The 13,220-nt window shown below is 44.5% G+C and carries 12 protein-coding genes; all 12 read right to left on the reverse strand.

Annotation, left to right across the window (positions count from 1 at the left end):
* Positions 1-31: 31 nt before the first annotated feature.
* The gene (alaS, locus tag DWX57_RS03520) at positions 32-2,695 is read right to left on the reverse strand and encodes an alanine--tRNA ligase (protein WP_117548978.1); all 2,664 of its coding nucleotides are present in this window, start codon (positions 2,693-2,695) and stop codon (positions 32-34) included.
* Between the two features lie 18 nt (positions 2,696-2,713).
* Positions 2,714-3,988, reverse strand: coding sequence for a bifunctional phosphoribosyl-AMP cyclohydrolase/phosphoribosyl-ATP diphosphatase HisIE (hisIE, locus tag DWX57_RS03525; protein WP_117548979.1), 1,275 nt, complete (start codon positions 3,986-3,988; stop codon positions 2,714-2,716).
* Positions 3,989-4,005: 17 nt separating this feature from the next.
* On the reverse strand, positions 4,006-4,608 hold the full coding sequence (gene hisB / locus DWX57_RS03530; protein ID WP_118017597.1) for an imidazoleglycerol-phosphate dehydratase HisB: 603 nt from the start codon (positions 4,606-4,608) through the stop codon (positions 4,006-4,008).
* Positions 4,609-4,645: 37 nt separating this feature from the next.
* Positions 4,646-5,938, reverse strand: a complete 1,293-nt coding sequence (gene hisD, locus DWX57_RS03535; protein WP_117548980.1) for a histidinol dehydrogenase — start codon at positions 5,936-5,938, stop codon at positions 4,646-4,648.
* Positions 5,939-5,988: 50 nt separating this feature from the next.
* Positions 5,989-6,639 (reverse strand): ATP phosphoribosyltransferase, encoded by a 651-nt coding sequence (gene hisG / locus DWX57_RS03540; RefSeq protein WP_118017595.1) that lies wholly within the window; start codon positions 6,637-6,639, stop codon positions 5,989-5,991.
* A 58-nt stretch (positions 6,640-6,697) separates the two neighbouring features.
* Entirely contained in the window at positions 6,698-7,948 is a 1,251-nt protein-coding gene (gene hisZ / locus DWX57_RS03545) for an ATP phosphoribosyltransferase regulatory subunit (RefSeq protein ID WP_117548981.1), read from the reverse strand.
* 131 nt (positions 7,949-8,079) lie between these two features.
* Positions 8,080-8,613: a Holliday junction resolvase RecU gene (locus DWX57_RS03550; protein ID WP_118757765.1), complete on the reverse strand. Its 534-nt coding sequence runs from the start codon at positions 8,611-8,613 to the stop codon at positions 8,080-8,082.
* Positions 8,614-9,618, reverse strand: a complete 1,005-nt coding sequence (locus DWX57_RS03555) for an RluA family pseudouridine synthase (protein ID WP_055273008.1) — start codon at positions 9,616-9,618, stop codon at positions 8,614-8,616.
* Between the two features lie 6 nt (positions 9,619-9,624).
* Entirely contained in the window at positions 9,625-10,194 is a 570-nt protein-coding gene (locus DWX57_RS03560) for a hypothetical protein (RefSeq protein WP_117548984.1), read from the reverse strand.
* Positions 10,195-10,254: 60 nt separating this feature from the next.
* On the reverse strand, positions 10,255-11,022 hold the full coding sequence (locus DWX57_RS03565) for an SDR family NAD(P)-dependent oxidoreductase (RefSeq protein ID WP_243106162.1): 768 nt from the start codon (positions 11,020-11,022) through the stop codon (positions 10,255-10,257).
* Positions 11,019-12,404 (reverse strand): RsmF rRNA methyltransferase first C-terminal domain-containing protein, encoded by a 1,386-nt coding sequence (locus tag DWX57_RS03570; protein ID WP_120123042.1) that lies wholly within the window; start codon positions 12,402-12,404, stop codon positions 11,019-11,021. The genes DWX57_RS03565 and DWX57_RS03570 overlap by 4 nt, the downstream gene beginning before the upstream one ends.
* 11 nt (positions 12,405-12,415) lie before the next feature.
* Positions 12,416-13,219 carry a GTP pyrophosphokinase gene (locus tag DWX57_RS03575; RefSeq protein ID WP_022216499.1) on the reverse strand — a complete coding sequence of 268 codons (804 nt, stop codon included), beginning with the start codon at positions 13,217-13,219 and terminating at the stop codon, positions 12,416-12,418.
* Between the last annotated feature and the right edge of the window lies 1 nt (position 13,220).

Consider the following 13,220-nt stretch of genomic DNA (forward strand, 5'->3'; position numbering starts at 1 on the left):
GACAAATTAATAAAATATCTGTCACGAAACCTTAAGCTATCTGATTCTGAGCCTCTGTAACCGCCTGGGCAAGAGCTGCCTCGATTCCATCAGGATTCTTTCCACCGGCCTGAGCCATGTTAGGACGACCACCGCCGCCACCACCTACAAGGCCAGCCACAGCCTTGATGATATTACCGGCATGGGCTCCCTTAGCAACTGCGCCGTCTGTAGCCATGGCAATGAGATTTACCTTGCCATCCTTTGCAGATGCAAGAACAACAACGCTGTCACCAAGCTTGCTCTTGAAGTCATCTCCGAGGTTTCTCAGTGAATTCATATCTGTATCTGGGATAGCCGCTGTGAGGATCTTGATTCCGTCCTTGTCTATAGCACTTGAAAGAACGTCTCCAGCTGCCTCCTTTGCCATCTTATCCTTGAGCTTCTTATTCTCATTCGTAAGCTCCTTAACCTCTGCAAGAAGCTGTTCTATTCTTGATGCCACACCATGGATATCAGTCTTAGCTGCCTTTGCAGCATCCATGAGCTCCTGCTCTACATTTCTGTAGTAATCAAGTGCTCCGACAGATGTAAGTGCCTCGATACGTCTTGTACCTGCGGCCACACCGGCCTCTGATATGATCTTGAATGTCTTTATGGCTCCTGTGCTGGCAACATGTGTACCACCACAGAGCTCCTTTGAGAAGTCTCCCATTGATACCACACGGACCTTCTCACCATACTTCTCACCAAACAGAGCCATGGCTCCGGTCTTCTTAGCCTCATCTACAGACATTACATCCGTGCATACAGGTATATCGAGCTGGATCTGCTCATTTACAATATCCTCAACCTTCTTGATCTCTTCCTTAGTCATCGCCTGATCATGTGAAAAGTCGAATCTCAGTCTTCCCGGCTCAACGAGTGAACCTGCCTGCTCTATATGATCTCCGAGAACCATCTTGAGTGCTCTCTGAAGAAGATGTGTTGCGGAATGGTTGTTACATATGAGTGCTCTGTTCTCAGCATCAACTGTGAGTTCTGCCTCATCACCAACATTGAGTTCGCCTGACTCAACATAACCGATATGTGCGATCTTGCCGCCTACAACCTTGACAGTATCCTCAACAACGAATGTACCGTTCTCTGTCTTGATGATTCCCTTATCACCGATCTGACCACCCATGGTAGCGTAGAAAGGTGTCTCAGGAACTATAACTGAAGCCTGTGCTCCCTCAGATACAGTATCTGCAAGAACTGACTTCTTATCATCACCCTCACCAACCTCTGTTGTGATGGCTGATATAGTTGACTTGTATGTCAGCTTGTCATATCCGACAAACTCAGATGTCATGTCAACAGGAAGCTGCTCATATACGGTTGCGTCTGCACCCATGTATGTTGTGGTCTTTCTGGCCTTTCTTGCAGTCTCCTTCTGGATATTCATGCACTCGGTGAATCTGTCCTCATCAACCTCGATCCCCTCCTCCTCGAGGATCTCCTTTGTGAGATCAAGAGGGAATCCATAGGTGTCATAGAGCTTGAATGCCTTGTCACCTGAGAGAACCTTCTCACCTGCAGCCTTAGTCTCGTCTATATAATCCTTGAGGATCGCAAGACCTGTATCTATGGTCTTATTGAAGCTCTCCTCTTCCTTGTCTATCTTATTGAAGATATATTCCTTCTTCTCACTGAGTTCAGGATATGCATCCTCTGACACCTCGATAACTGTCTTTGCAAGCTCTGACAGGAACTTGCCATTGATGCCGAGAAGTCTTCCGTGTCTTGCAGCACGTCTGAGAAGACGTCTAAGAACATAACCACGGCCCTCGTTCGATGGAACGATACCATCTGATGTCATGAATGTAACTGAACGGATATGATCAGTTATAAGTCTGATCGATACATCCTTCTCATGATCTGTCTCATATTCCACGCCTGCCATCTCACATACCTTGTCGCGGAGAGCCTTGATCGTATCAACATCAAATATAGAATCAACATCCTGAACAATAACTGCGAGTCTCTCAAGACCCATACCTGTATCTATGTTCTTCTGCTCAAGCTCTGTGTAGTTGTTGTGTCCGTCATTGTTGAACTGTGTAAATACATTGTTCCAAACCTCCATGTATCTGTCACAGTCACAGCCTACAGTACAGCCGGGCTTACCGCAGCCATACTTCTCACCTCTGTCATAGTAAACCTCTGAACAAGGACCACAAGGACCAGCTCCGTGCTCCCAGAAGTTGTCCTCCTTGCCGAATCTGAATATACGGTCAGCATCGACACCGATCTCCTTATTCCATATATCAAATGCCTCATCGTCATCCTGGTAAACCGATGGATAGAGTCTGTTCTTGTCAAGTCCTACAACCTCTGTGAGGAACTCCCATGTCCATGATATAGCCTCATGCTTGAAATAATCGCCAAATGAGAAATTACCCAGCATCTCAAAGAATGTACCATGACGGGCTGTCTTACCTACATTCTCGATATCTCCTGTTCTGATACACTTCTGACATGTTGTCACACGTCTTCTAGGTGGTACCTCCTGACCTGTAAAGTAAGGCTTAAGTGGTGCCATACCTGAATTGATCAGCAGTAAGCTGTTGTCATTGTGTGGAATAAGTGAAAAGCTCTTCATTCTAAGATGACCCTTGCTCTCCATGAATTCCAGGAACATTTTTCTCAGTTCGTTCACGCCATAATTTTGCATTGTCTAATATCCTCCACTCTATCTTCTGTCAGCCAGTTCTTCTGTAATATCTTTCCAGCTGATTCCTCTCTCTACCATCAGACACATGAGATGATAAAGGAAGTCAGATATTTCATATTTTATATCCTCTGAATCAGGATTCTTGGCAGCTATGACTATCTCCGTAGCTCCCTCACCGACCTTCTTCAGGATCTTGTCAATACCCTTGCCGAACAGATAATTGGTATAAGAATCATCTCCTGGCTGATCCTTTCTGTCGCGTATGGTATTGTATACCTCCTCGAATACCTTCATAGGATTGGTATCATTGTACTCCTTTCTCACCAGATCTGTAAAGAAACAAGTACGGCTGCCTGTATGACACGCAGCTCCTATTTGTGACACCTTGGCAAGTATGGTGTCCTTGTCACAGTCTATCGTAAGAGATTTGACAAACTGATAATGACCGGATGTATCACCCTTGGTCCACAGCTCATTGCGGCTGCGGCTCCAGTATGTCATGCGTCCTGTTCTGATAGTCTTCTCATACGACTCCTTGTTCATATAAGCGACCATGAGCACTTCACCGGTCTTATAGTGCTGTGTAACACATGGAATAAGTCCATCCGAATTGAGTTTGAACGCCTCAAAAGGCATGGACGATTCAAACAGATCCACATCTATATTTGCCTCACGGCAACGCTGTTTAATCTCCATTATATCCATCTTCTGGAGATTGTACAGAGAAATTGATTCAGCATTTGTCTCATTGAGCATCTCTGCCACAGCTTCCCCGTTAGTGGAATATGTAGAAACTATAACAGGAAGTGCAACATTTTCTCTTATGGATTTTACTATATCCAGATATTCCGGCACCATGTTGTTGTGAAGCAGCAGAAGTTCTCCCGCTCCAAGCGCCTTCAGTTTTCTGGCATATCCGACAGGATCATCACACTCACTCAGATCTATAGTACAGATTATTCGCTCTGAACCAAATCTGTCAGAAGCCTCAGTGACAAGCTCCGGCGTGTTCAGTGCCGCAGATTTCATACATACCTTGGATGCACCTGCATACAGAAGCTTCTTGACATCTTCAAGCTCCCTCACACCGCCACAGGCAATAAGTGGAATATCAACACTGTCACATATCTGTCTTATAATGGCAACATTGGGTTCTCTGCCATCTTTTGTTGCCTTGCTGTCAAAATAAGCTATCTCATCAGCTCCGGCATCATTGTAATATTTTGCCATCTCGACCGCATTGTTCAGATCCAGACATGGAATTATCTTTTTGCAGATCATATCATTATCCATAGTGAACCAGCACCTCCTTAAAGTGTGCCCTTGGTAGAAAGCACCTTTCCGTTTAATCTTCTGTCATAAGTTGTCGCCTCATCAAGAGCCTTCGCAAATGCCTTGAATGCGGCCTCTATGATGTGGTGATCGTTCTCCCCTGAGAACTGCTTAATATTGAGATTCATCTCAGCAGCGTATGATACTGCATAGAAGAATTCCTTGACCATCTGTGTGTCGAAGTATCCAACCCTCTCTGTGCGGAGGTTCAGATCATAGACAAGATATGGTCTTCCCGACAGATCTATGGCACACATTACGAGAGTCTCGTCCATCGGCAGGAAGAAATTGCCAAATCTCTTGATGGCCTTCTTGTCTCCAAGAGCCTCCTTGATGGCCTTGCCCAGCACAATTCCCACATCCTCAATGGTGTGGTGACAATCCACATACAGATCTCCCTTGACTGTAACGTTGAGATCAAAGAAACCATGCCTCGCAAAACTTGTGAGCATGTGGTCAAAGAAACCGATTCCTGTGTCGATCTTTGACTGTCCTTTTCCATCTATATTAAACTCGAGGGTTATGTCTGTCTCGTTTGTTGTTCTTGTACATTTGGCGATTCTAGCTGCTTTCTCTGCCATATCCCTGTCTCCTTCCCATATTCTATATCATTATGTCTTATTTTTCAAATCTTACTGCTATTGAATTGGCATGTGCTGTGAGCTGCTCAGCCTTGGCAAATGCTTCAATGTCAGTGTGAACTGCCTCAAGTGCCTCTCTTGAATAGTAGATTATGCTGGATTTCTTGATGAAATCGTCTACTGAAAGCGGTGAGAAGAACTTTGCTGTACCGTTTGTTGGAAGTACATGGTTAGGGCCTGCAAAGTAATCTCCAAGAGGCTCTGATGAGTATTCTCCGATAAATATAGCTCCAGCATTCTTCACTCTTGTCATCACGTCAAATGGATTGGCTGTGACGATCTCGAGATGCTCTGATGCAATGTCGTTGACAGCATCTATGGCATCGCTCATGTTGTCTGCAAGAAGAATATACCCGTAATTGTCTATAGACTTTCTCATTATCTCTTTTCTTGAAAGCTCATCGATGAACTTGTCAACCTGAACTGATACCTTCTCGGCAAGCTCCTCTGATGTGGTCACAAGTATGGCTGATGCCATCTCGTCATGCTCTGCCTGTGACAGCAGATCTGCAGCCACGTATCTAGAATTGGCAGTCTCATCGGCAAGTACCATTACCTCTGATGGGCCGGCTATGGAATCTATGCTGACATGTCCGTATACGGCACGCTTTGCAAGAGCGACAAATATGTTTCCAGGGCCAACTATCTTGTCAACCTTAGGTACTGACTCTGTTCCGTATGCAAGGGCAGCTATGGCCTGCGCGCCGCCTGCCTTGTATATCTCATCCACTCCTGCTTCCTTTGCTGCAACGAGTGTTGTGGCGTACACCTCACCCTCAGCATTACATGGAGTTGTCATGACTATCTTCTCAACACCTGCAACCTTTGCCGGCATAACATTCATCAGAACTGATGAAGGGTAAACAGCCTTTCCACCCGGAACATAGACACCTACAGATGCAAGTGCTGTAACCTTCTGTCCGAGAAGAGTTCCATTTGGCTTGGAGTCAAACCAGCTATACTGCTTCTGCTTCTCATGGTACTCCCAAATGTTCTTCTTGGCTTTTCTGATAACGTCCAGGAGCTCAGGGCTGACCTGTGTATATGCGTAGTCTATCTCCTCCTGTGTAACCTTCACGTTATCTGCTGTTATTTCTGCCTTGTCGAACTTCTTTGTGTATGAGAAGAGTGCGGCATCACCGTTATCCCTCACATCGTCAACTATTCCCTGTACAGTCTCTGCATAATTACCGAAATTACTTGGACTTCTCTTCAGAAGATTCTTCAGAAGATCCTTCTTTGTCTCTGCATTAAGCTTTACGATTCTCATCTCTGTTATGCCTCCGTGTGATTATCAATTTGTTATATTATCTATATATGTTACTTGTTCTCTTCCTTTATAAGTCTGTTGAGATCTTCCAACAGCTTGTGTATCCTCTCATTCTCCATCTTGAGACTTACCTGGTTCACAACCATGCGGGCTGAGAGTGGACAAACTTCCTCAAGCACCTCAAGTCCATTCTCCCTGAGTGTGCTTCCTGTCTCAACTATATCTACGATCACCTCTGAAAGTCCAACTATAGGAGCGAGCTCCACTGAACCATTAAGCTTGATTATCTCAACTGTCTGGTGCTTACGGTTGTTGAAGTAATCCTTTGCGATCACCGGATACTTACTTGCAACTCTTATGATCTCATTCTTCTTGAGAAGCTCTCTGGCAGATGCCGGTCCGCATACACACATGTGGCACTTTCCAAAGCCAAGATCCATGACCTCATACAGGTTTCTTCCCTCCTCAAGTATTGTGTCCTTACCTACAACGCCTATATCGGCCGCACCATATTCTACATAAGTAGGAACATCTGTGGCCTTTGACAGGAAGAACTTCATCTTAAGCTCCTCGTTCACAAATATAAGCTTTCTTGTGTCGGGATCCTTCATCTCCTCACATGTTATACCTATCTGTTCAAGCAGCGCAAGTGTCTTTTTTGCAAGTCGCCCCTTAGCAAGGGCAAATGTTAAATATCTCATCTCTCCATAACCTTTCATCTAATTCAATCTATTCTCAATCAAGCCGTAAAAGTTTCTTCTATAAATTGCCATCCCACTTGGAGTGTGATCGGCTTATCAGATCGTATGCCACCGCATCGCCTGACTGTTCAAAATATATAAGGCCTGAGAAATGTTCTCTTCCCGCATACTCAATATAGTCGTCAACAGATTTCTTCTGTGACTTTCTTATGAGTTCTATCTTCCGTCCCTCACTTCTGAGCTTCATGCCGGCCTTGATCGCCTTGCCCTGATTCTCTATATCATAGAGGATGATCGTATTGGAATAATCCACATCTATGTCTATATTCTGTCTGTTCATGGCCATTATGAGCTCCTCAACAGTGAAGGCAAAACCGATAGACGGTGCATCCTTTCCAAACTGTTTAAGGAGGTTATTGTAACGGCCGCCCTTGACAACAGCGTCACCGGTTCCGTAAGTATATCCGCGGAATATGATTCCTGTATAGTAGTTGTATCCGTCAAGCATACCGAGATCAAAGCTTATGTGATCCTGATATCCATAGCACTCAAGAGCTGCATATACTCTTCTGAGTCTCTTCACAGCTTCAAGTGATGTCTCATTTGACACATATCCCTCTGCCTTGTCAAGCATGGATATTCCGCCGAACAGAGAGTCAAATGCAACAAATGCTTTCTTAAGAGATTCACTTATATCAAGCGCATCCACATATTCCTCAAGTCCGAAGAAGTTCTTGATGTGGATATACTCCTTTATCTGATTCTCCTCGTCCTCACTGATTCCCGACTCAGCCACAAGCCCCTTGAAGTAGTCGATCTGGCCTATCTCGATCTGGAAATCACTGATCCCGATCTCGTTGAAGCAGTCTATCACAGTTGCGATTATCTCAGCGTCAGCAGCGGATGAATCATCATTTACAAGCTCGGCACCGATCTGTGTAACTTCCTTAAGCTTACCCTGAAGCTTAAGTGTATTGGTATATGTGTTACCCGTATAGCAGAGTCTGACCGGAAGCTCCTCATCTGCATAATACTTTGCAACACATCTTGCTATCGAAGGTGTTATATCAGGTCTGAGCACCAGAGTATTGTTGTCCCTGTCAAAGAACTTGTACATCTCATTGGAAGGTGCTGAGCCCTTGTCTCTGTTAAATATATCAAAAAACTCGAATGTAGGTGTCTCTATATCATGATAGCTGTATAACTCCAGAATATGGTGGAGTTCATGCATAACCTTTCTCTTCTTCTTACATTCTACATCGTAGGTGTCCCTCACTCCATCCGGGGTCTGTAACAGTTTGTCCTGCATAATCATATCTCCTTGTCAATTAAACTTTGCCATGCTTCACGTTCTTTATTTTACTTCATCACATTAAAGTGATAATTTGCTACTTTGGTAGCATGACAACGTGCACATTATATTAAAGCGCATTGTATTTGTCAACCTCTATCATCAAGATCCCTGCTTAGAGGTTCAAGATAATGTACCAATGCACCGCCCTTGGCTCTTATAAAGAAATTGGGATCAAGTTCATTGTACTTGAAGTTGTTGGCATGCCCATTCTGAACTCTCTCAAGATACCCCTTAAGCTCCTCGAATCTCATATAATACAGTTCATTTCGTCCCGAGAACATTATGATAAGGAAGCTTACACCGTTCTGTCTCTCGAAATCCTCCATGAACCTTATCTGATGCTCATGAATGTTGCGCATTGTAAATGTGTCAGTGGCACATTCCTTCGCATCGAAACATACCGGAACTCCCTGGACAACACCTATATAGTCGACGGTTGAATCCTTCTCGAAATACGCCAGAGTGATCTGGCTGCTGTCCTTGTCAATCTTTATCGGCGTGATAGGTGTCGGGATCTTCTGGACCAGCGCAAGGTTCTTCTGTCTGTAATATTCATTTGTGTGGTTTATCATATCCTCCAGTGTGGAGCCACGAAGTCCTCGCGAATTCCATGTAGCCATCTATTCAAACAAATCCTTTTCTATTCTTTTATACATATCAGGCTTGAATGCTGAGAAGCTCTTGCCCGTCAGATAGTCCAGTCCACCGACAACATCGGTAAACTCCACCTCGCCGCAGTGCAGAATCTGGTTTCTAAGCTTGTATGTCTGTCTGAAATGTATGTTTGTCTCCCTGTCACCATACTTCTGGTCACCGATCACCGGATACCCCATATGCTGGAGCTGTGCCCTTATCTGGTGGGTCTTACCCGTTATGAGCTTTACCTTAAGCTCTGTATATTTTCCATTTGTTCTGACCGGCTGGAATATAGTATGGATCTTATCATAGCCCAAGTCCCCGGCAGCCCTGCGTATCTCCTCCACGCTGTCACGTATTGTCACAGTGTTCTTCTTATCATCCTTCACGAGATATGCCGTAATATCCTGCGTCTCCGTCATATTACCCTTGACTATGGTGTAGTAATATTTGTCTATGCGTCTCTCCCTTATGATCCTCGAAAGCTCCTGGCTTCCCATAAGTGACACTCCACACAGAACAAGGCCGGAGGTATTCCTGTCCAGCCTGTTGCATACAGAAGGCTTGAAGGTTCTGAGCTGAGTCTCAGTTATATACTCATTGTCAAGCAGATAATCGATGACACTCTCATTGATCGAGTAATCGTCCTTCGATGCCTTCTGTGACAATACACCCGCCGGTTTATTGACTATAAGTATGTTGTGGTCGTGATATATGATCTCCGGTTTAAACCTGTTTCCACCTGTGGAAGCACCGGCTCTCACGCTGTCATCCCTGAATGATTCTATGGTCTCATCCGACAGATAGAGCTGTATCACATCCCCAACATACACGATCTCATTTCCAACCGCCTTGCCATTATTAAGTTTTATGTTTTTCTTTCTTATCATCCTGTAGACGAAGCTTGAAGGAGCCTTGTTAAGGTACTTCATGACCAGCTTGTTAAGCCTCTGGCCGGCTTCGTTCTTTGAAATAACTATCTCTCTCATTTTTTTCTATATTCCCAGCTCATATAATCTGTTTCTGATCTTCTCATCGGCACCGACAAATTCATCTGAAGGTGCTTTGATCTTCTCGGCCTTTGCCACAAAACCATCAATGTCTGTGGCTATGATCACAACATATTTTTTCTGGTCTGCCAGAGCCTCTGTAATGATCTTCTTAAGCGCTGCCTCATCAGGTATCTTTTTGCCATATCCACCATTGTAGTAAAACAACATTCTGCCATCTCTTATGACCGCAGCAGGGAAATACAATATTCCCTCGTACCTGCTTATCGACACATCATATACAAGTGACGGATCCCCAAAGTATGATAACTTCTCAATTTTAGCGTACTCATTCTTCGTGAGTTCCTTGAACCCCGCACACATTATGTATGCCACAAGCTGTTTTGCGAGCGGCAGGGCGACGAGTATCGGTATGACTATAAATACAGTCTTTCTTGTGTCAAACATAGCCACAGTAAAGAATACTCCGGCTATAACAAACAATCCAAGTACAATGATACTTATAAGAACATTTCTCTTATGCCTGTTCATGTATCCGTGTTGTCCTTTTTCCATATCATCCTCCATTTATCTCTGGTCTGGCTGTAGAGCTATGTCCGCCTGCAGCCCATATATCTACTTCATAAATCTGATCAGCAAATTGTGAGGCAGGTATTTGCTCACAAGTCTGAACGCCTTCATGAGCGGTGAATAAACTGATATATCACTCATGTAATATGCGTCAAATAATGCTCTTTTTACGACCTTGACAGGATTTGCTCTGAGCACCATCTTGTAAGGCTTTGACTTGGTATACTTCTGGGCAACGTCAAAGAACTCTGTCTTGACAGGTCCCGGACATACAGCCGTAACTGTGATTCCCCTGCCTGCAAGCTCTCTGTTAAGTGCCCTTGAAAAGCTTAAAACCATCGACTTTGATGCCGCATATATTGCAAATGATGGCTGAGGCAGGAACGCCGCTGACGAAGCAAGATTGATTATATTTGATGGGCCTGCCATATATGGCAATGAAATATGAGTTATGGCTGCCAGCGCCTTGCAGTTGAGGTCAAGCATTCCCGTGACATCGTCCACTGTCATATTCTCAAAATGTCCCGCTATTCCATATCCGGCCGCATTGACCAGGACTCTTATTGACGGATCCTGTCTCTCGAGAAGATTTCTGTAGAATTTGATATCTGCTTCCTTTGTGAGGTCAAGCGCAAGTATCCTGACAAGCTTTCCGCTGACCGCATTTATCTCAGCCTTTACCTCTGCAAGCCTGTCCTTTCTTCTGGCGATAAGCCATATCTCGTCGACAGTTCTGTATTTCTGTGATATCTGAATTGCAAATTCTCTTCCAATCCCTGAAGATGCTCCTGTGATTATAGCTACCTTTCTCATGACATCATCCTCCATCCCGATAAATATTTGTTTTTTAATACTCCTCTGTTGTTCTTGGCCCACCCGAGCGGATATCCATCCACGCAGACAAGCACATACCCATTCTCTATATCCTGATCATCTTCCAGCTCGACGGTCTCTCCCTTTAAATACTTTATGACCCTTATGTCATCCGCCGAAAAACTCACAACATTGTCAAACTGATCTGACTTGAGATACATCGCAAGTGACTGACTCGGTTCAAATCTGTTCTTCTTGACCTCACCGAGGAACAGTCCATGCCTCAAAAGCCTGAGTCCCTTAACATCAGGCATTCCCTCTGATATATAATAAAGTCTTCCCTTATTTTCCTCTATCCTGTCTGTCTTTATACCCGCAGACTCAGATACATGCTTTATAAATGCGATGAAATCCTCATCCGGCCTGTACGACTTGAACGAGTATGTTAAGTTTCCTCTATATGAGTCATCCTGATCCTTTTCAAACAGAGCTATGAAATGACCTTCGCCCTTCACGTGATGAGGCCACAGTCTTGAACACTTCACAAGCTCAGGATTGCCGGTCTCTCCCCAGGCCGGATTGCCGTCATCAAATTTCTCATATTTAGGAAAATCCACAAGATGCATACTGTCATCTATCGACAGCAGATACTCCACCGACCTCTCATCCTCCTCGGGGGAAAATGTACATGTGGAATAAAGCAGCTTTCCGCCCGGTTTCAGCATCTTGCACGCTTCATTTAATATTCCTCTCTGCAGTCCGGCAAAAAGTTCAGTTCCGTTGTTCTCCCATGCAGTCATCATCGATGAGGATTTTCTGAACATGCCCTCTCCGGAACACGGTGCATCTATAAGTATCTTATCGAATGTATCCTCAAATGCCTTTGACAGATTATTTGGAGGTTCACTTACCACACACATGTTTCCTATTCCGAAAAGTTCCAGGTTCTTCAGAAGCGCCTTGGCTCTTGAATTGCTTATATCATTGGATATAAGTATTCCTGTGCCATTAAGCTTCGCCGCAAGCTCGGTGGATTTGCCTCCCGGTGCCGCGCATATATCTAGTACCACATCTCCATCCTCTATATCCAGAACGCTGGCAGGTGTCATGGCACTTGGCTCCTGTATATAATAGAGCCCCGCATAATAGTATGGATGCTTGGACGGCGTATACTTCCTGTGATCATAGTAAAAACCATTCTTAGTCCACGGCACAGGCTCCAGCTCGAAAGGACTTATCTTCAGAAAGTCCTCCACGGATATCTTGGATGTATTCACCCTGATTCCATGATACATATCACTGTCAAAACACTTTATATAATCTTCGTATTCATCGCCAAGCTGTATTCTGATCCTCTCGTCAAACGCCTTTGGTAAAGTCATAACAAACTCCTTTATCTTACGCTCTGGGCCTTGTAACCCTCAGCTATTATGTCAAGCTGCTTTGCAAAATTCTCAAGCAGCTCCATATCATCCTTCTTATATATAGAATAAAACTCATCCTGAATCTTCTGGATCTCTCTTGGATTTCCCACCTTGTACAGATTCTGGATATTCACAATGATCTCCGAAACTATATTCGCCTTGATATTGAACGAATTCTGTGCATCCATGATCTCTCCGCGGACATATGACATCTCCCTGTCAAGTGCAACGGTGGCATCCGCAGCGTTCTTGAGCTTCGCCCTTATGTCCTCTGGAATTCCCTTCCTGTACTTGTACTGCAATGAATGTTCTATGGTTGCCCAGAAGTTCATCGCCATTGTCCTTATCTGGATCTCCGCCTGTATGGTGGTGCATCCATTTACCGTATATACATCGTAATCAAGTATGATGTGATAGCTCTGATAGCCGCTGGCCTTGGCATTTGCTATATAATCCTTCTCCTCACGTATCCTCATGTCCTGTCTGCCACGTATAATCTCAACCACCTTGCTGATATCCTCGGTGAACTGGCACATGATCCTGATTCCGGCTATGTCATCCATCTCCTCAACGATCCGGTCCATAGGAATATTCTTCTTCTGAAGCTTATCGATAATACTGGAGACCGTTTTCACCCTTCCGGTCACACTCTCTATAGGTGAGTACTTTCCCATACTCTTGTACTGCATTATTATGTGGTTGAACTTCACGAGAAGCTCATCAACCGCCTGCTCGTAAGGAGACAGTATCTCCTTCCAAAGCTGAATCTCCATA

The sequence above is a fragment of the Coprococcus sp. AF19-8AC genome, assembly GCF_003603115.1.
Taxonomy (GTDB): Bacteria; Bacillota; Clostridia; order Lachnospirales; family Lachnospiraceae; genus Coprococcus; species Coprococcus aceti.

Bases quoted from the DNA above. Each gene is read 5' to 3' on its own strand.
- alaS (WP_117548978.1), bottom strand. From the start codon at position 2,695: ATGCAAAATTATGGCGTGAACGAACTGAGAAAAATGTTCCTGGAATTC.
- hisIE (WP_117548979.1), bottom strand. From the start codon at position 3,988: ATGGATAATGATATGATCTGCAAAAAGATAATTCCATGTCTGGATCTG.
- hisB (WP_118017597.1), bottom strand. From the start codon at position 4,608: ATGGCAGAGAAAGCAGCTAGAATCGCCAAATGTACAAGAACAACAAAC.
- hisD (WP_117548980.1), bottom strand. From the start codon at position 5,938: ATGAGAATCGTAAAGCTTAATGCAGAGACAAAGAAGGATCTTCTGAAG.
- hisG (WP_118017595.1), bottom strand. From the start codon at position 6,639: ATGAGATATTTAACATTTGCCCTTGCTAAGGGGCGACTTGCAAAAAAG.
- hisZ (WP_117548981.1), bottom strand. From the start codon at position 7,948: ATGCAGGACAAACTGTTACAGACCCCGGATGGAGTGAGGGACACCTAC.
- DWX57_RS03550 (WP_118757765.1), bottom strand. From the start codon at position 8,613: ATGGCTACATGGAATTCGCGAGGACTTCGTGGCTCCACACTGGAGGAT.
- DWX57_RS03555 (WP_055273008.1), bottom strand. From the start codon at position 9,618: ATGAGAGAGATAGTTATTTCAAAGAACGAAGCCGGCCAGAGGCTTAAC.
- DWX57_RS03560 (WP_117548984.1), bottom strand. From the start codon at position 10,194: ATGGAAAAAGGACAACACGGATACATGAACAGGCATAAGAGAAATGTT.
- DWX57_RS03565 (WP_243106162.1), bottom strand. From the start codon at position 11,022: ATGAGAAAGGTAGCTATAATCACAGGAGCATCTTCAGGGATTGGAAGA.
- DWX57_RS03570 (WP_120123042.1), bottom strand. From the start codon at position 12,404: ATGACTTTACCAAAGGCGTTTGACGAGAGGATCAGAATACAGCTTGGC.
- DWX57_RS03575 (WP_022216499.1), bottom strand. From the start codon at position 13,219: ATGGAGATTCAGCTTTGGAAGGAGATACTGTCTCCTTACGAGCAGGCG.